We start from the raw sequence: 16,088 nt of genomic DNA, 5'->3' as shown, positions 1-16,088 counted from the left end.
ACCTTTATCATGGCGAGAAAAATCAGTTATCAGCAGGCAATCAACGAAGCCCTGGCCCAGGAGATGCGCCGCGACCCCAGCGTGTTCATCATGGGGGAAGACGTTGCCGGCGGTGCCGGTGCTCCCGGTGAAAACGACGCCTGGGGCGGCGTGCTGGGCGTGACCAAGGGCCTCTATCACCAATTTCCCGGACGCGTGCTGGACACGCCGCTGTCGGAGTTGGGTTATGTCGGTGCCGCCGTCGGCGCAGCGACCTGTGGCGTACGCCCGGTGTGTGAATTGATGTTTGTCGACTTTGCCGGTTGCTGTCTGGACCAGATCCTCAATCAGGCGGCCAAGTTTCGCTACATGTTCGGTGGCAAGGCCTCCACCCCGTTGGTGATTCGCACCATGGTCGGCGCGGGCCTGCGGGCAGCCGCCCAACACTCGCAAATGCTCACATCGCTGTGGACCCACATCCCCGGGCTGAAAGTCGTCTGCCCGTCATCACCTTATGACGCCAAGGGCCTGTTGATCCAGGCTATCCGTGACAACGACCCGGTGATTTTCTGCGAACACAAACTGCTCTACAGCATGCAAGGCGAGGTGCCGGAAGAGCTCTACACCATCCCGTTCGGTGAAGCCAACTTCCTGCGCGATGGCAAGGACGTGACCCTGGTCTCCTACGGGCGCATGGTCAATACAGCGATGGACGCAGCCCGCAGCCTGGCAGGGCGAGGCATTGATTGCGAGGTCATCGACCTGCGCACCACCAGCCCGCTGGACGAAGACAGCATTCTCGAAAGCGTTGAAAAGACCGGACGCCTGGTGGTGATCGACGAAGCCAACCCGCGCTGTTCCATGGCCACTGACATCTCGGCCCTGGTGGCGCAAAAAGCCTTCGCCTCGCTCAAGGCGCCCATCGAGATGGTCACGGCGCCGCACACGCCGGTGCCATTCTCCGACGCCCTGGAAGACCTCTATATCCCTGACGCGGCGAAGATCGAAAACGCCGTTCTCAAGTTGATCGAGTGGAGCAAGCGTTCATGAGCCAGATCCATACCCTGACCATGCCCAAGTGGGGCTTGTCCATGACTGAAGGCCGGGTCGATGTCTGGCTCAAGGAGGAGGGCCAGGCGATCGCCAAGGGCGATGAAGTACTCGACGTAGAAACCGACAAAATTTCCAGCAGCGTCGAAGCGCCGTTTTCCGGTGTGCTGCGTCGACAGATCGCGCGCCAGGATGAAACCCTCGCGGTCGGTGCGTTGCTCGGCATCGTGGTTGACGGCGAAGCCAGTGAGGCCGAAATCGATGCGGTGATCGAGCAGTTCCAGGCTGCGTTCGTGCCGGGTGACGGCGCTGAGGAAGACAGTGGGCCGAAGCCGCAGAAGGTCGAACTGGACGGGCGGCTGATCCGTTACTTTGAGCGCGGCGAAGGCGGGGTGCCGCTGGTGCTGGTGCACGGGTTTGGCGGTGACCTGAACAATTGGATGTTCAATCATGAAGCGTTGGCCGCCGAACGCCGGGTCATAGCTCTGGATCTGCCGGGCCATGGCGAGTCGACCAAACAGCTGGAGCGTGCAGATCTGGATGAGCTGAGCGGGGTGCTGCTGGCGCTGCTCGATCATCTGGATGTTCCCGTGGCGCATCTGGCAGGTCATTCCATGGGCGGTGCGGTGGTGCTGAACACTGCGCGTCTGGCGCCCCATCGGGTGCGTTCCCTGAGCTTGATCGGCAGCGCTGGTCTGGGCGCGGAAATCAACGGCGATTACCTGCAAGGTTTTGTCGATGCAACCAGTCGCAATGCCCTCAAACCACAACTGGTGCAACTGTTCTCCGACCCCGAACTGGTCAATCGGCAGATGCTCGAAGACATGCTCAAGTACAAGCGCCTGGAAGGGGTGGACACAGCCCTGCGCCAGCTGGTTTCGGGGTTGTTCAAAGAAGGGCGGCAACAGCTCGATCTGCGCGGCGTGGTGCAAGACGGCCGGCAGCCGGTGTTGCTGATCTGGGGCAGTGACGACGCGATCATTCCTGCGACCCATAGCGTTGGCCTGACAGCCCAAATCGAAATCCTGCCGGGCCAGGCGCACATGGTGCAGATGGAAGCGGCCGAGCAGGTCAATCGGTTGATCCTGGACTTTGTGCAACAACACTAATGCTCCCTTGGCGACCATTTGCAGGTCGCCAAGGCCAACGACTTCAAGGAGATTCCAGCATGAGCCTTTTGATCAACCCGACCCGCAGCATGCGTGCCGCTGTCTGGCATGGCCGTCACGATATCCGTGTCGAAGACGTTCCGTTGCCCGTGTCGCCACCCGCGGGCTGGGTCCAGATTCGTGTGCAATGGTGCGGTATTTGCGGCTCCGACCTGCATGAATACGTGGCCGGGCCGGTGTTCATCCCGGTGGATGCGCCGCACCCGCTGACCGGAATCAAGGGGCAGTGCATTCTCGGTCACGAGTTCTGTGGCGAGATCGTCGAAATCGGCGCCGGTGTCCAGGGGTTCAACGTTGGCGAACCGGTGGCAGCCGATGCCTGTCAGCACTGTGGCACGTGTTATTACTGCACCCATGGGTTGTACAACATTTGCGAGAACCTGGCCTTCACCGGGCTGATGAACAACGGTGCGTTCGCTGAGTTGGTCAACGTGCCGGCCAATCTGCTCTACAAGTTGCCGGCCAACTTTCCCGCTGAAGCCGGGGCGTTGATCGAACCGTTGGCAGTGGGCATGCACGCGGTGAAAAAGGCCGGAAGTTTGCTGGGGAAAAATGTGGTGGTGGTTGGCGCGGGCACTATCGGCCTGTGCACCATCATGTGTGCCAAGGCTGCTGGAGCGGCGCAGGTCATCGCCCTGGAAATGTCAGGAGCGCGCAAGGCCAAGGCTCTGGAGGTAGGGGCGAGCCATGTGCTAGACCCCAATGAATGTGACGCTCTGGCAGAAGTGCGGCGGCTGACCGGTGGACTTGGGGCGGATGTCAGCTTCGAATGCATCGGCAACAAACACACGGCCAAGCTCGCTATCGACCTGATCCGCAAGGCCGGCATGTGTGTGCTGGTGGGCATCTTCGAGGAACCCAGTGAGTTCAACTTCTTCGAGTTGGTCGCCACCGAAAAACAGGTGCTGGGTGCGCTTGCCTACAACGGTGAGTTCGCCGATGTGATCGCCTTTATTGCCGACGGCCGGCTGGACATCACACCGCTGGTAACCGGGCGCATTCAGCTGGAACAGATCGTCGGGCAGGGCTTTGAGGAATTGGTCAACAACAAGGAGCATAACGTGAAAATCATCGTGTCACCTGCCCGAATCTAAGGCCACCTGAAGCGTGCTGCCACGAAAACATACGTGTGAGGCCCACTCTGGACTACGCTTTGGCATCCAGGCTGGACGATCAGGCCCTTTCAGGGCACTGAAGAAACCTGATCGTTCGCCAAGTGCTACAGGGAGTTATCACCATGATGTTTTTGCATTGCACGCAGACCTCCTCACATCCCCGTTGGGCCAGTAACGACACGCTGCCAGGCAAGAAAACTCGGATGCAGCGCGATAGGGGCATTCTCGCCCGTATCGGCATCCTCAGTGTTTTTTCGCTCAGTCTGTTACCCACTCCGGCTATTTCAGCTACCTCCACTGCAACCTTCACCGTTTCCGCAAGCATCGTGGCCGGTTGCGGGATCACTGCCTCTCCTTTGGCTTTCGGCGCCTATACAGGTGTGCAAGCCGATGCCGAGTCCAGTCTATCGGTCAACTGCACCAACACGACGGCCTATAGTGTCGGCCTCGGTGCCGGGACGAGTGGCGGCACCGCGACAGCCCGGCAGATGTCCGGCACTCCCGCAGGCATTCTGTTCTATGCGCTGTACTCGGACGTCACTCGGGCGACCAATTGGGGTGACACCGGTGGCACCGGTCTCATCACTGGAACCGGCAGCGGCGCCGTCCAGGTCATCCCGGTCTATGGTCGGGTGGTGGCGGGGCAGCTTAGTCCGCCGGGCACCTATGCCGACACCATGACAGCCACCGTCACCTTTTGACCTTGAAGACCGTGGTCAAGCACGGTTTTTTCCTTCTGAAATCCTGCCGATACCCTGATAAACACGAAATATGTCCCTTCGTCGCAAAGGTGCGGATTTGACGTATTGTTTCCCCCTTGAATGCTAACCTCAGCCTGCGAATAACCCCTTAAAGGGAATGGGAATTTGAACGGACTCGGGGTTTTGGCAGTCATGAGCACAATGCTCAGTGCGACAGCGCTGGCGGCGCAGCTTCAGGTTGAGGTCCGGGTCAATGTGCAGCGCGGTTGCCAGTTGGTTGGCCAACAGCGTGAGGCGGGTATCGAGCAATTGGGCGTCCTCGACTTCGGCACCACCGCCCGCCTGGACGATCCGGCAGGGCCATTGAGTGCCGCATTGCTTGATACACGCCTGCCACGTCTGGAATGCAATCCCGATACCCCATACCAATTACAGGTCGACGGCGGCCTGCATGGCGGCGTCGGCGAGGTCCGCTATCTGGCGGGCAGTGCAGAGCACAGTAAACCCATTCCTTATCGCCTCTATCAAGACGCCGCACGGCAGATTCCGCTGCCGGTGAATGTGCTCTTGAGTGGGCGGGTGCCGGATTCAGGCACGGTGGATTTGCCTCTGTATGCCCGTATCGAACGGCTGGCCGAGATCCCCCGCGTCAGCCGTTATTCCGATCTCTTGAAAGTGACCGTGAGCTGGTAGCAAGGCAGCAAGGCATTGAGTGACACCTGCCCGATGGATTCGGGCAGCACAAGGAACGTCGTTCGCAAGCGGACGGCCAATGTTTGAATCCTGATGGAATTAGGATCGGTGCAAGACGATGAAGAGTTGGGTGGTAATGACCCTTGGCACAGTTTTACTACTGGCTGAGGAGGCGCAAGCGGCGATCAGCGGTCAGATTGATGCGCGGCTGACCATCATCGCCAGTTGTGCAGTGACCAATGACATTACCAACAGCGCCGGCAGTCCGGTCGGTGATTTCAGCCTGTTGGATTTCGGCTCGCAAGGTCCGACCTGGACCAACCCGATCAACGCTAACCTGAGTGATGCCGGCAACGGCACGCTGGAAGTTTCCTGCAACCCGTCGGTCACCGGTTTCACCGTGACCATCGATGGCGGCACCCATGGCGACGGCACCACGCGGCGCCTGAGCAATGGTACCCAGACCATCCCTTATCAATTGTTCCTCGATGCTTCCGGTGGCGACAGCTACAGCATCGGTCAACAACGCAATTTCGCGGTTACCAATGAAGGTCAGGTACCAATCCCGGTATTTGGTTCGGTGGTCGCGAATACCCGCGCGGTTCCGGCAGGGGTGTATACCGACACCCTGACGGTCACGCTGGATTGGTAAACCCAGAGGATGGACATCATGCATAAGCTCGTATCAAGGATTGGTTTATCAGCGCTCGTTCTGGCGCTGGCCGGCAATGCTCAGGCAGCCACATCTGCCGGCCAGATCACCACCAGCATGACGCTCAGCAGCAGCTGTGAGATCAACGGTGCCCCCGGCGGGGCTACCGGGGTGGACTTCGGTGTGCTGGACTTCGGCACCACCGGCAGTCTGTTCACCACCGCGAACGGGGCGGTGCTCGCTGGCGGCGGTGGCGCACTGTCGATTCTCTGCTCCAGCGGCACCTTACCGACCGTCACCGTCGGTGCTGGCGCCAATGACGGCGGATCTGTCGGTGGCACCCGCGCACTGACCGATGATGGCACCAACTTCGTGCCTTACGACCTGTACACCGATTCTGGTCGTACGCAGGTCCTGGCGATCGACGGAGTGATCACACTCGCAGAAAGTACCGGGGTAGCGCAGACGGTGAATATTTACGGCAAGGCCGTGGGCAAGGCCGGCCTGCCCGCAGGCGTCTACTCGGACGCTGTCGCCGTTGTATTGACCTTCTAGTGCAATGGAGTCCTGCCGCGCTGATCCTGATCGGCGCGACTGGTTTGCCTCTGCCGCTGGCGGCGGGCACCAGTCAGAGTTTTCAGGTTAGCGCGACAGTGACAGCGGCATGTCAGGTGATGGGCGGGGTTTCCACTTACGGCAACCTCGATTTCGGCACTCAATCGGCGTTGGCGACCAACACTGTTCAAGTGCAATTGAGCGACGGCGTGCAGTTGCAATGCACGCCGGGCGTGAGCCTGAACATGAGCGTCGATGGCGGCCAGTACAACAGCAACGGGCGGCACCTGCAGCTTGATGACGGCAGTGCCCGTGTGGCCTATCAATTATTCAGTGACGCCACCTTGAGTGAGAGCTTGGGCATCGGTCAGAGCGTGGCCGTGGCCTATAGCGATGCGAACAACATCCGATTGCCTATTTACGCACAAGTGCAATTACCGGGTGATCAGCCCGGAGGAATTTATAGCGACGTACTGCAGGTGCAGCTGTCGTGGTAGCTCGGTCGTTCGGGCATAAGGAGTAGGGCCTATGTATTCACCTTTGCGCAGGTTACCGGTCGCGCGTTGCGCTGTGCTGGCGATGGTATTGCTGGGCGGGGTCAAGGTGCAGGCGGCCAGTTCGGTGCTGATCTGGCCGATCGATCCGGTGCTGGAGGCCGATCAACAGGCGAGTGCGCTGTGGCTGGAAAATCGCGGCAACGAGACGGCGAATCTGCAGATCCGGGTGTTTGCCTGGAGCCAGAGTGGTTTCAGCGATCAGTATCAGAACCAGCGCGATGTCATTGGCAGCCCGCCGGTAGCGAAAATCGAACCCGGGCACAAGCAACTCGTGCGCCTGACCCGTACCCGCGATATACCGCCGGGGCAAGAGTTGGCCTATCGCATCATTATCGATGAAATCCCGGCGGCCCGACCGGTGACGGCCGAGGATGGCAAAACCGCTGCGGCCATCCGGTTTCAAATGCGCTATTCGGTGCCGCTGTTTGCCTATGGCGCGGGTCTGTGGAGCAAGGAAGACATGAACCGTAAACGCGACCCCAAAGGCGCCGGTGTGCCTGATCTGAGCTGGCGCAAAGTGGCGGTTGATGGCCGTTCCTACCTGGAGGTGCGCAATCAGGGCGCGGTGCATGCCCGGCTGACCGATGTCGCGTTCAAGCAGGGCGGTCAGACACGGCCGCTGGTTGAGGGATTGCTCGGTTATGTGCTGCCGGGGGCGATCATGCGGTGGCCGACACCGGGACCGATCAGTGCGGATCAGGCCTTGCAAGTACGGGTCAATGGTGCGCCGCAGGTTCAGAGTATTGCGCCGGCGCGGTGATAGCCCGGTGATGGGAACAGTGTGGCGAGGGAGCTTGCAAGCGCCCTAGCCACAGGTGTTGTGCGCGTCTCTTGATCGCCACAGTAAGGAATGTCCATTGACGGACGTAAAGCGGTGATGAGCCAGGATCGGGCTCGTGGTATCAAGCGTCCGCTGTGGGCCGCGATTGGAATGTGCTGTCTGGTATTCGCCCGCCACGGCTTGGCGGGAGACCTGCCGGCGGCCCCCAGCGGCATGGAGGCGATTGTCGATGCGCAATTGTTTCTGGAACTGGTCGTCAACCAAATGAATACCGGGCGTGTGGTGGCGGTGGAGCAGCGCGGCGGTCGCTTCTTTATGCCGGTCGCGGTGTTACGTGAAATTGGAATGAAGCTGCCGGAAAACCTTAGCGCCGAGGTCGCCCTCGACAGTCTGCAAGGTTTGCAAAGTGACTATGACAGTCAGGGGCAGCGGCTGTTATTAACCGTCCCGCCGGACTGGTTGCCGGAGCAGTTTGTCGGCAGCCGTGAGGCGTATCCACGCACCGTGGCATTGAGCAGTTTCGGCGCCTTGCTCAACTACGACCTGTACCTCAACGACACCGATGACAGCGGCACCTACCTCGCGGCCTGGAACGAGGTGCGGCTATTCGATAGTTGGGGCACGTTGTCCAACACCGGGCAATACCGACGCACGATTTCCGGAATCAGCAACGGCACACTGAACAACGGTTATCGGCGTTACGACACCACTTGGCGTTACTCCGATGACGAACGTCTGCTGACTTACGAGGCGGGCGATCTGGTCAGCGGCGCCTTGCCCTGGAGCAGTTCGGTGCGCCTGGGCGGTGTGCAAGTGTCGCGCGATTTCGGCGTGCGCCCAGACCTGGTGACCTACCCGTTGCCGCAGTTCGCCGGGGAAGCGGCGGTACCTTCATCGGTCGACCTGTTCATCAACGGCTACAAGTCCAGCAGCGCCGAGTTGCAGCCCGGTCCCTACACGCTGACCAACATTCCGTTCATCAACGGTGCGGGCGAGGCGGTGGTGGTCACGACCGATGCCCTCGGCCGACAGGTCTCGACCACCGTGCCGTTCTATGTCACCAGCAACCTGCTGCAAAAAGGCCTGATGGACTTCTCGGTGGCCGCCGGTAGCCTGCGCCGTGACTTCGGGATTCAGGATTTCGGTTACGGCCCGGGTGTGACCTCCGGCAGCCTGCGTTACGGTCTGAACGACAGTCTGACCCTCGAAACCCACGCCGAAGCCTCGGACGCGCTGGCCCTTGGTGGCGTTGGCGGCAACCTGCGCCTGAGCAATTTCGGTGTGCTCAACACGGCGGTCAGTCAAAGCCGGTTCGACGGTAATAGCGGTCAGCAAGTCAGCCTTGGTTATCAATACAGCAGCCAGCACTACAGCGTTTCTTATCAGCGCATGCAGCGCCGCGACCAATACGCCGACCTGACTGTTGTCGACAGCCCTTATCTCAGCCTCAGCCAGCGTAGCGAGCAGTTGACCCTGAGCGTGAGTCTCAACGGCTGGGGCAGCCTCGGCGCGGGCTATTTTGATGTGCGGGCGGCGGATGATTCGCGCACCCGGTTACTCAATCTGACCTGGAGCAAGCCACTGTGGCGCAATACCAGTTTTTACTTGTCGGCCAATCGCGAGATCGGCGATAGCGACTGGGCGATGCAGGCGCAACTGGTCATCCCCTTCGACCTGCGTGGCACCTTGAGTGTGAGTGGCGAGCGCAGCAAGACCGGCGTAAGCCGCCAGCGCGTCAATTACAGTCGTGCTGTGCCCAGCGCCGGCGGCGTGGGCTTCAACCTCGGTTATGCCCACGACGAAGGCCCGGATTATCGTCAGGCCGACCTGACCTGGCGCCTGCAATCGGTGCAGTTGCAGGCTGGGGTTTACGGCAGCAGTGATGCCCAGACCCGCTGGGCCGATGCCAGCGGTTCGCTGGTGTGGATGGACCATCAAGTGTTCGTCGCCAATCGTATCGATGATGCCTTTGTCGTGGTCAGCACCGGTGGATTTGCCGATATTCCGGTGCGTTACGAGAATCAACGGGTGGGCCAGACGGATAAAAACGGTCATCTGCTGGTGCCGTGGAGCAGCGCCTACTATCGCGGCAAATATGAAATCGATCCACTGAACCTGCCGACCAATGTGCAGAGCTCGAATGTTGAACAACGCGTGGCGGTGCGCCGTGGCAGTGGCTACCTGCTGGAGTTTCCTCTGAGCCGGATCATTGCCGCGAGTGTTGTATTGGTGGACGCGCAGCAACACGAATTGCCCTTGGGCAGCCGCGTGCGGCACGAGCAGAGCGGGACGCACGCGGTGGTCGGTTGGGACGGGCTGGTCTATCTGGAAAACCTGGAAGCGCATAGCAGTTTGCAGGTGACCCTGGCCGATGGCCGGACTTGCCAGGCGCAGTTCACGCTGGACATGCAACAGGATCAGGTGCCGTTGATCGGGCCGCTGCTGTGTCAATGAATCGCCAATAGAACAGGGAGATGGGTGTGCAATTTTCTGATGGGTGGCCGGGTAAAGTGATCAGGCTGATGGCGATTTTTCTGCCGTGTGAGGCCTATGCCTTGTGCGAAGTGGCCAGTACTTCACCGGCCGGTTTTGGCTCGCTAAGTTCGATCGCGGTGCGTACTACTTTGCAAACCAGTTCCACCTCCCATGCCGGTTTGAGTTGCACCGGTTCGCTGGCGTCGTCATTGGTCAGCGATGATCATTTTTACGCCACCATTACGTCGGCCACTGCAGGAGCGGTCGGGCCAACCAGTGATGTGATTGGTTACACGCTGTTTGCCAACAACAGCACCAGCTATCCGATCACTCGCGGCGTAGCGTTCGACTTTGCCCGACACTCGATCATCGATGCCCTCGGCCTGCTTTCCAATCCAGCGGTTGCCAAGGCCGCACCGATCTACCTGAATACGATTATCGGCAGCAACGTGGCGGCCGGGATCTATTCTGAAACCCTGAATATTTTCTGGAGCTGGGATTATTGCCATGACTACGGTGGCGGTGGCAGTTGCCAGGGGCGAGACATCAACAGCGGTTCCACCAGCCTGACTGTGAATATGACCGTGGACAACGACTGCACGATCACTGCGCCGAACATCAGCTTTGGCAGCGCTTCGGTAATCAGCTCCTTCGCCACCGTCACCGGCCAGACGATCAACCTGGCCTGCACCAAGGGCAGTGCGTACACGGTGGGGCTGGACGATGGTCAACATGCTGACGGCGTGGGCGGGCGCAGGCGGATGATCTCAGGCAGCAATTACCTGGCTTATGACCTCTTCAAGAGCGCCGGAACCACCCGTTGGGGCAGCGTCGGCACGGCCCGTCGCACCAGTTCCGATGCCGAGGTCAACCCCGGCAACGGCTTGGGCACGGGCAGTCAGATCTTCAACTACAACGCCAAAATCTACATAGACCAGAGCACGCCGTCACCGGGAACCTATCTGGACAGTGTGGTGCTGGATGTGGGGTTTTAATCCCTGCTCCAGGTATAAAAAAAGGACCTCTGAAAAGAGGTCCATTTGTTTTCCATGCAACGATTGCTTAGTTCTTCACTGTTTCTTCAAGAGAGAAACGTCCCAGCGGATTCTGCTGGAAGTTTTCTATGTTCTTGCGCGAAATGTTGATGTACGGGCTGTAGTAAAGGTCGATCCAGTTGACGTCCTGTTTGGCGACCTTCTGTAGGTCGACGTACATCTGTTCACGCTTGGCCGGGTCCGCTTCCACTCGGGCGGCTGACACCAGATTCTTGACCTTGTCGTTCTTGTAGCGGGTCATGTAGTTCATGTTGGTGTCGTGGCCCAGAACGAAGGTGGTCTTCTGGTCCGGGTCAAGGATGTCGTTGGTCCAGTACATCACAGACAGGTCGTAGTCACCGTCGACCAGCATCTGCCAGCTCTGGGTGGGGTCGACCTTTTGCAGGGTGGCGGTCACACCGACGGCCGCCAGTTGCTGTTGAACCAGCACGGCAATTTGCTCATCGGCTTCGTTGCCGGCGTTGACCACGTAATTCAGCTTCATGCCCGCTGCGCCGGCATCGCTCAGCATCTGCTTGGCTTTGGCCGGGTCGAATGGACGCTTCAAGTTGTCGGCGTAGTGGTAAAGCGAGCCCTTGGGAATGTAGGAGTAAGCCTCCTGACCATGGCCGAAGGTGACGGTATCGACCACCGATTTTTTGTTGATCGCCATGTCCAGTGCCTGACGTACTTCAGGCTTGCTCAGCAGACCGTGCTCATGGTTGATCAACAGGTGATCTTCCCGAGTAGAAGGGTCGGAGTGGATAGTCAGATTGGGATCCTTGCGCAGCGCATCGACTCGCGAAAACGGTACGAAGATCGCTGAGTCCAGCTCACCTGCCTGCACCTTGAGCATCCGGGTATTGTCGTCAGGGATGGAAATCCACTCCACGCCATCCAGGCTGACTTTGTCGGCCTGCCAGAAATGCGGGTTCTTCTCCAGCTTCACGCGGTCGCCGCGCAGCCACTCTTTGACAAAAAATGCCCCTGAGACCACAGGCTCTTGCGCATAGGCATCTTCGCCCATACGGGTCATGGCCTTCTGCGAGAGAACCGACACGGTCGGCGAGGCCAGTTGCGAGAGGAACGGTACCGACGGGGTGGTCAGGGTAACGACCAGGGTACGCGGGTCGGCCGCTTTCGCCGTGTCGATCAGTTTGTAGGCATCGCTCCACAGCGAGGCCTTGTTATCGCGAGTGCGCAACAGACTGAATGCCGCATCATCGGCCGTGATCGGCGAGCCATCGGAGAACTTCGCCGCGCGCATTTTGAAGGTGTAGGTCAGGCCATCGTCGGAGACTTTCCAGCTTTCAGCCAGGCCGGGTTCCATCTTGCTGCCGGCCTTGTCGACCCGGATCAGTGTGTCGTAGACATTGGAAAACACCCAGGTATCGCGGTTTTGCGCGCTCTTGATCGGGTCGAACGTGGTGCTTTCTTCACGGCAACCGATGGTGAGTACACCGGCCGCCTGAGCAATGCCGCTGGCAAGGGTGCAAGCCGTCAATGTGGCCGCGGCGAGCAATTTCAAATGCCTGGATCTCATGGTCAAACTCCTTCTTGATGAGTACGTGGTTTTTTAAAACAGAGGCTCCTCGAGCACGCAGTCATAACGGCGAGCTTCGAGTTGACGGGTAGGGGGCGCCACCTGGCTACAAGCGGGACGAACGTAGCGACAGCGCGGGTGAAAAGCGCAGCCGGATGGCAGCTGCAAAGGGCTGGGCGGTTCTCCGGGCAACGGGTCGATGGGTAGCGCCCGGGCCGGATCGATTTCCGGAATCGACTGGATCAGCGCGGCGGTATAAGGATGTCGCGGGGCGCGAAATACTTCCTCCACGGGGCCTTCTTCGACGATCTTGCCCAGGTACATCACCGCCACCCGATCACAGAGCCGGCGAACGATCGCCAGATCATGGGCAATGAACACAATCGCCAGGTTCATGCGCTGGCGCAGCTCCAGCAGCAGGTTGATGATCTGCCCCTGGATGGACACGTCCAGCGCGGCCACGCATTCATCGGCGACGATCAGGCGCGGCTCCACGGCGAGCGCGCGGGCGATCCCGACACGCTGGCATTGGCCGCCGCTCAAGGCGTGCGGTTTGCGGGCGGCCAACTCGGGACGCAGGCCGACCAGGGTCAGCAGTTCATCGACTCGGGCGGCAATCAGCGATTGTGGCACCTTGCGTTGTACCCGGAGCACTTCCGCAAGGGTCTCACCGATGCTCAGGCGTGGGTTGAGCGCGGCGTAAGGGTCTTGAAAAACCATCGCCGTCTCATGACGCAGCCGCTCGATATCGATCTTCCCGGCATGGGCCATGTCGATGCCGTCAAACAGCACCTGCCCGGCGTAGATCTCGTTAAGGTGCAGAATCGCCCGCCCCAGGCTGCTTTTACCGCTGCCCGACTCGCCGACCAGCCCGAGCGTTTCCCCGGCCGAGAGGGTCAGCGAAACGCCGTTGACGGCTGTCAGCCATTGCCGGTTCATGCCCAGCAGACCAGTGCCCGGCGCCGCGAAGCGAACCTGCAGATCCTTGACCTTGAGCAGGGTCATGAGCGGTCTCCGACGGCCAAGGGGTAATGGCAAGCGATGCGGTGTCCATGGCTGACGGGCTGCAAACTCGGCATCAGTGATGTGCATTGGCTGCCGGTTTGCTGGCAGCGCGGATTGAAGCGACACCCTTGGGGCAGGGCATCAAGCAGGGGCGGTTGCCCGGCGATGGTTTTGAGCAATGCGTGACCGTGACTGGTGGCCGGCTGACAGTCGATCAATCCAGCAGTGTAAGGGTGGCGTGGATGGGCCAGCACCTCGTGTTTGTTGCCGTGCTCGCACAAGCGTCCGGCGTACATCACGGCAATCGAGTCGCAGGTCTGGGCAACGACCCCCAGGTCATGGGTGATCAAGATGATTGACAGGCCACGCTGGTCACGAAGATCGAGCAGCAGGCGCAGGATCTGCGCTTGCACCGTAACGTCGAGGGCGGTGGTCGGTTCGTCGGCGATCAGCACGTTGGGGTTGCAACCCAGTGCCACGGCGATCATCGCTCGCTGACGCATACCGCCGGAAAATTCGTGAGGGTAACAGTCGACTCGTTGCTGCGGATCGGGAATGCCCACTTGCCGAAGTACGTCGATGGCCTGGGCGCGGGCTTCGCGCTTGCTGGCGCCTTGGTGCAGACGAATACCCTCGCCAATCTGCTCGCCGATGCGCATCAACGGGTCGAGATGGCTACTCGGGTTCTGGAAAATCATCCCTAATTGGCGCCCACGCATGCGGCGCATGCCGGCCTCGTCCAGATGCAACAGATTTTCCCCGGCCAGTTGCACGGTTGTGCCTTCGACTCGCAGGTTCGGCGACGGCAGCAGCCTCATCAAACCGCGACAAGCCATGGTTTTGCCGGAGCCGCTTTCCCCCACCAGTCCGAGTACTTCACCCTCGGCCAGGTCAAAGGACAAGCGATCCACCAGCGTTACCTCGTGCTCACCCTTACGGGCGATGACGCTGAGCTCTTCGACCTTCAGCACAGGCGCACTCATGAGCGTTCACCCAGATGTTCGGCAACAGCGTCAGCCAGCAGGCTGAAGCCCATGGCCAGGGTGACGATCGCCAATCCCGGAAAGGTGCAGATCCACCAGGCGGAAGTAATGAAACTCTGGCCTTCGGCGACCATCGTGCCCCACTCGGCAGTCGGTGGTTGAACCCCGAGGCCGAGGTAACTGACCGCCGCGCCGTTGAGCAATACCAGCACCGCATCGGACATGGAAAACACGATCGAGCCGAACATCGCGTTCGGCAGCAGGTGCCGAAACAGAATGCGCCCATGACTGAAGCCGAGGCTTTTGGCGGCCAGGGCGAAATCGCTTTCCTTGAGGATCAGGATCTGCGAGCGGATCAACCGCGCGTAGGACACCCAGCCCACTAGGGCCATGGCGATGTAGAAACTCATCAGGCCGGGGCCGAGGATCGCCATGATCGCCAGCATCAACACCAGGAACGGGAAGGCCAGGATGATATCGATCAGGCGCATGCAGAACGTATCGAAACGCCCGCCAATATAGCCGGACAAGGCCCCGACACAGGTGCCGATCAGAAACGGAAAAATGACCCCGATCACTGCCAGCTGCAAGTCGATGCGGGCCGACCAGATCACTCGAGACAAGACGTCTCGGCCAAAATTGTCGGTGCCGAACGGGTGGGCCAGATGCGGGGCCAGCAGGCGAATATCGGTGTTCTGGGCGATGGGATCAAAGGGCGCGATCCAAGGCGCGAAGATCGCCAGCACTAGCCAACCGAGCAGGATTGTCAGGCCCAATCCCATTGCCAATCGAGGGTTGCGCAAACCCAGGCGCAGGTTCAGTCGGGGAACCGTCGTTGCCTGACTGCTCATCGGATTTTTACCCGTGGATCGATGGCTACCGTGATCACATCAGCGAGGAAGTTTACCGCCACGGTGGCGCAGGCCAGCACCATCGCCACGCCCTGGACCACCATGTAGTCACGAGTAAAGATACCTCGGACCAACAACTGGCCGATCCCGGGAATGGCGAACAGACTCTCGATGACCACTGTGCCGCTGATCAGCCAGCCGATGTTCACCGCCAGCAGGTTGACGGCGGGTACGAGTGAGTTGGGCAGCACATGCCGACGAAACACCGCGTCTTCAGACAGACCGCGAGCCCGGGCTGCCGTGACATGGTCGGCTTGCAACTCCATCAGCATGCTTGCCCGCAGATTGCGTACCAGCACCGCCGATAACGCCAGGGCAATGGTCAGGCAGGGCAGGACCATGTGGTGCAGTTTGTCCAGCCAGGAGCGGCCGTAGCCGGAAACCGGGAACCAGCCCAGTTGCACACTGAATAGCAGGATCAACATGATCCCCAGCCAGAACGCCGGCATGCCGAGCCCGGCGGTGGTGAACAGGCGGATCAGGTTGTCGCCCCAGCCACCCTTGTTGCGGGCCGCAACGGTGGCCATCGGTACCGCGATCAACATGGCCAGCAGCACACTGCCAAGCACCAGAAACAGCGTGGGCTCGATGCGCGTGCTGATCAGCTTCAAGGCATCGACTTTGTACAGCAATGACTGGCCAAGATCGCCGTTGAACAGGTTTTTCAGGAAGTAGAAGTACTGCATCCACAGCGGCTGATCGAGGCCGAACTGAGCGCGAACCCTGAGCAGCCCTTCCGGCGTACTGCGCGAGCCGAGCAGCGCGCGCGCCGGGTCGCCGGGAATCGAGCGCACCAGCACAAACGTGATGAGACTGATGCCGAACAGCACCGGCAGCAGCTGCAGGGGGCGTGACAGGATGAAACGGTAACGCGACAGATTCATC

The 16,088-nt window shown here is 60.2% G+C and carries 16 protein-coding genes; 11 read left to right on the top strand and 5 right to left on the bottom strand.

Features of this window, described 5'->3' with window-relative positions:
* The first annotated feature begins 9 nt into the window (after nt 1-9).
* From AB7M29_RS19755 to AB7M29_RS19705, 11 genes are all read left to right on the top strand, one after another.
* Nucleotides 10-1,029 (top strand): alpha-ketoacid dehydrogenase subunit beta, encoded by a 1,020-nt coding sequence (locus AB7M29_RS19755; protein ID WP_123721746.1) that lies wholly within the window; start codon nt 10-12, stop codon nt 1,027-1,029.
* Nucleotides 1,026-2,138, top strand: a complete 1,113-nt coding sequence (locus AB7M29_RS19750) for an acetoin dehydrogenase dihydrolipoyllysine-residue acetyltransferase subunit (protein WP_454247626.1) — start codon at nt 1,026-1,028, stop codon at nt 2,136-2,138. Before AB7M29_RS19755 ends, AB7M29_RS19750 begins: the two co-directional genes overlap by 4 nt.
* 89 nt (nt 2,139-2,227) lie before the next feature.
* Nucleotides 2,228-3,292: a 2,3-butanediol dehydrogenase gene (locus tag AB7M29_RS19745; protein WP_454248737.1), complete on the top strand. Its 1,065-nt coding sequence runs from the start codon at nt 2,228-2,230 to the stop codon at nt 3,290-3,292.
* Between the two features lie 143 nt (nt 3,293-3,435).
* The gene (locus AB7M29_RS19740) at nt 3,436-4,014 is read left to right on the top strand and encodes a Csu type fimbrial protein (RefSeq protein WP_454247625.1); all 579 of its coding nucleotides are present in this window, start codon (nt 3,436-3,438) and stop codon (nt 4,012-4,014) included.
* Between the two features lie 192 nt (nt 4,015-4,206).
* Complete coding sequence (locus AB7M29_RS19735; protein WP_454247624.1) at nt 4,207-4,707, top strand: Csu type fimbrial protein; 501 nt, start codon at nt 4,207-4,209, stop codon at nt 4,705-4,707.
* A 118-nt stretch (nt 4,708-4,825) separates the two neighbouring features.
* Nucleotides 4,826-5,359 carry a Csu type fimbrial protein gene (locus tag AB7M29_RS19730; RefSeq protein ID WP_454247623.1) on the top strand — a complete coding sequence of 178 codons (534 nt, stop codon included), beginning with the start codon at nt 4,826-4,828 and terminating at the stop codon, nt 5,357-5,359.
* An 18-nt stretch (nt 5,360-5,377) separates the two neighbouring features.
* Complete coding sequence (locus tag AB7M29_RS19725) at nt 5,378-5,914, top strand: Csu type fimbrial protein (RefSeq protein ID WP_217856116.1); 537 nt, start codon at nt 5,378-5,380, stop codon at nt 5,912-5,914.
* Nucleotides 5,914-6,411 carry a Csu type fimbrial protein gene (locus AB7M29_RS19720; RefSeq protein WP_454247622.1) on the top strand — a complete coding sequence of 166 codons (498 nt, stop codon included), beginning with the start codon at nt 5,914-5,916 and terminating at the stop codon, nt 6,409-6,411. Before AB7M29_RS19725 ends, AB7M29_RS19720 begins: the two co-directional genes overlap by 1 nt.
* Nucleotides 6,412-6,442: 31 nt before the next feature.
* Entirely contained in the window at nt 6,443-7,231 is a 789-nt protein-coding gene (locus AB7M29_RS19715) for a fimbrial biogenesis chaperone (RefSeq protein ID WP_217856114.1), read from the top strand.
* 117 nt (nt 7,232-7,348) lie between these two features.
* Nucleotides 7,349-9,706 (top strand): fimbria/pilus outer membrane usher protein, encoded by a 2,358-nt coding sequence (locus AB7M29_RS19710; protein ID WP_454248736.1) that lies wholly within the window; start codon nt 7,349-7,351, stop codon nt 9,704-9,706.
* Between the two features lie 68 nt (nt 9,707-9,774).
* A complete protein-coding gene (locus AB7M29_RS19705; protein ID WP_454248735.1) occupies nt 9,775-10,722 on the top strand; it encodes a Csu type fimbrial protein in 948 nt (315 codons plus the stop codon).
* 67 nt (nt 10,723-10,789) lie between these two features.
* Here the strand turns inward: AB7M29_RS19705 and AB7M29_RS19700 are convergent, their stop codons facing one another.
* From AB7M29_RS19700 to AB7M29_RS19680, 5 genes are read right to left on the bottom strand one after another with little or no spacing between them, the layout of a single operon-like run.
* Entirely contained in the window at nt 10,790-12,304 is a 1,515-nt protein-coding gene (locus tag AB7M29_RS19700; protein ID WP_454247621.1) for an ABC transporter substrate-binding protein, read from the bottom strand.
* Between the two features lie 33 nt (nt 12,305-12,337).
* Nucleotides 12,338-13,309: an ABC transporter ATP-binding protein gene (locus tag AB7M29_RS19695; protein ID WP_454247620.1), complete on the bottom strand. Its 972-nt coding sequence runs from the start codon at nt 13,307-13,309 to the stop codon at nt 12,338-12,340.
* A complete protein-coding gene (locus tag AB7M29_RS19690) occupies nt 13,306-14,292 on the bottom strand; it encodes an ABC transporter ATP-binding protein (protein ID WP_454247619.1) in 987 nt (328 codons plus the stop codon). The genes AB7M29_RS19695 and AB7M29_RS19690 overlap by 4 nt, the downstream gene beginning before the upstream one ends.
* A complete protein-coding gene (locus AB7M29_RS19685) occupies nt 14,289-15,143 on the bottom strand; it encodes an ABC transporter permease (RefSeq protein WP_217856103.1) in 855 nt (284 codons plus the stop codon). Before AB7M29_RS19685 ends, AB7M29_RS19690 begins: the two co-directional genes overlap by 4 nt.
* Entirely contained in the window at nt 15,140-16,087 is a 948-nt protein-coding gene (locus AB7M29_RS19680) for an ABC transporter permease (protein ID WP_454247618.1), read from the bottom strand. The genes AB7M29_RS19685 and AB7M29_RS19680 overlap by 4 nt, the downstream gene beginning before the upstream one ends.
* Nucleotide 16,088: the final 1 nt, after the last annotated feature.

Source organism: Pseudomonas sp. F-14 TE3623 (assembly GCF_053629015.1).
Note: the sequence above shows the minus strand (reverse complement) of the source record. Positions and strands in the feature narration are given on the sequence as shown.

Bases quoted from the DNA above. Each gene is read 5' to 3' on its own strand.
- AB7M29_RS19755 (WP_123721746.1), top strand. From the start codon at position 10: ATGGCGAGAAAAATCAGTTATCAGCAGGCAATCAACGAAGCCCTGGCC.
- AB7M29_RS19750 (WP_454247626.1), top strand. From the start codon at position 1,026: ATGAGCCAGATCCATACCCTGACCATGCCCAAGTGGGGCTTGTCCATG.
- AB7M29_RS19745 (WP_454248737.1), top strand. From the start codon at position 2,228: ATGCGTGCCGCTGTCTGGCATGGCCGTCACGATATCCGTGTCGAAGAC.
- AB7M29_RS19740 (WP_454247625.1), top strand. From the start codon at position 3,436: ATGATGTTTTTGCATTGCACGCAGACCTCCTCACATCCCCGTTGGGCC.
- AB7M29_RS19735 (WP_454247624.1), top strand. From the start codon at position 4,207: ATGAGCACAATGCTCAGTGCGACAGCGCTGGCGGCGCAGCTTCAGGTT.
- AB7M29_RS19730 (WP_454247623.1), top strand. From the start codon at position 4,826: ATGAAGAGTTGGGTGGTAATGACCCTTGGCACAGTTTTACTACTGGCT.
- AB7M29_RS19725 (WP_217856116.1), top strand. From the start codon at position 5,378: ATGCATAAGCTCGTATCAAGGATTGGTTTATCAGCGCTCGTTCTGGCG.
- AB7M29_RS19715 (WP_217856114.1), top strand. From the start codon at position 6,443: ATGTATTCACCTTTGCGCAGGTTACCGGTCGCGCGTTGCGCTGTGCTG.
- AB7M29_RS19710 (WP_454248736.1), top strand. From the start codon at position 7,349: ATGAGCCAGGATCGGGCTCGTGGTATCAAGCGTCCGCTGTGGGCCGCG.
- AB7M29_RS19705 (WP_454248735.1), top strand. From the start codon at position 9,775: ATGGCGATTTTTCTGCCGTGTGAGGCCTATGCCTTGTGCGAAGTGGCC.
- AB7M29_RS19700 (WP_454247621.1), bottom strand. From the start codon at position 12,304: ATGAGATCCAGGCATTTGAAATTGCTCGCCGCGGCCACATTGACGGCT.
- AB7M29_RS19695 (WP_454247620.1), bottom strand. From the start codon at position 13,309: ATGACCCTGCTCAAGGTCAAGGATCTGCAGGTTCGCTTCGCGGCGCCG.
- AB7M29_RS19690 (WP_454247619.1), bottom strand. From the start codon at position 14,292: ATGAGTGCGCCTGTGCTGAAGGTCGAAGAGCTCAGCGTCATCGCCCGT.
- AB7M29_RS19685 (WP_217856103.1), bottom strand. From the start codon at position 15,143: ATGAGCAGTCAGGCAACGACGGTTCCCCGACTGAACCTGCGCCTGGGT.
- AB7M29_RS19680 (WP_454247618.1), bottom strand. From the start codon at position 16,087: ATGAATCTGTCGCGTTACCGTTTCATCCTGTCACGCCCCCTGCAGCTG.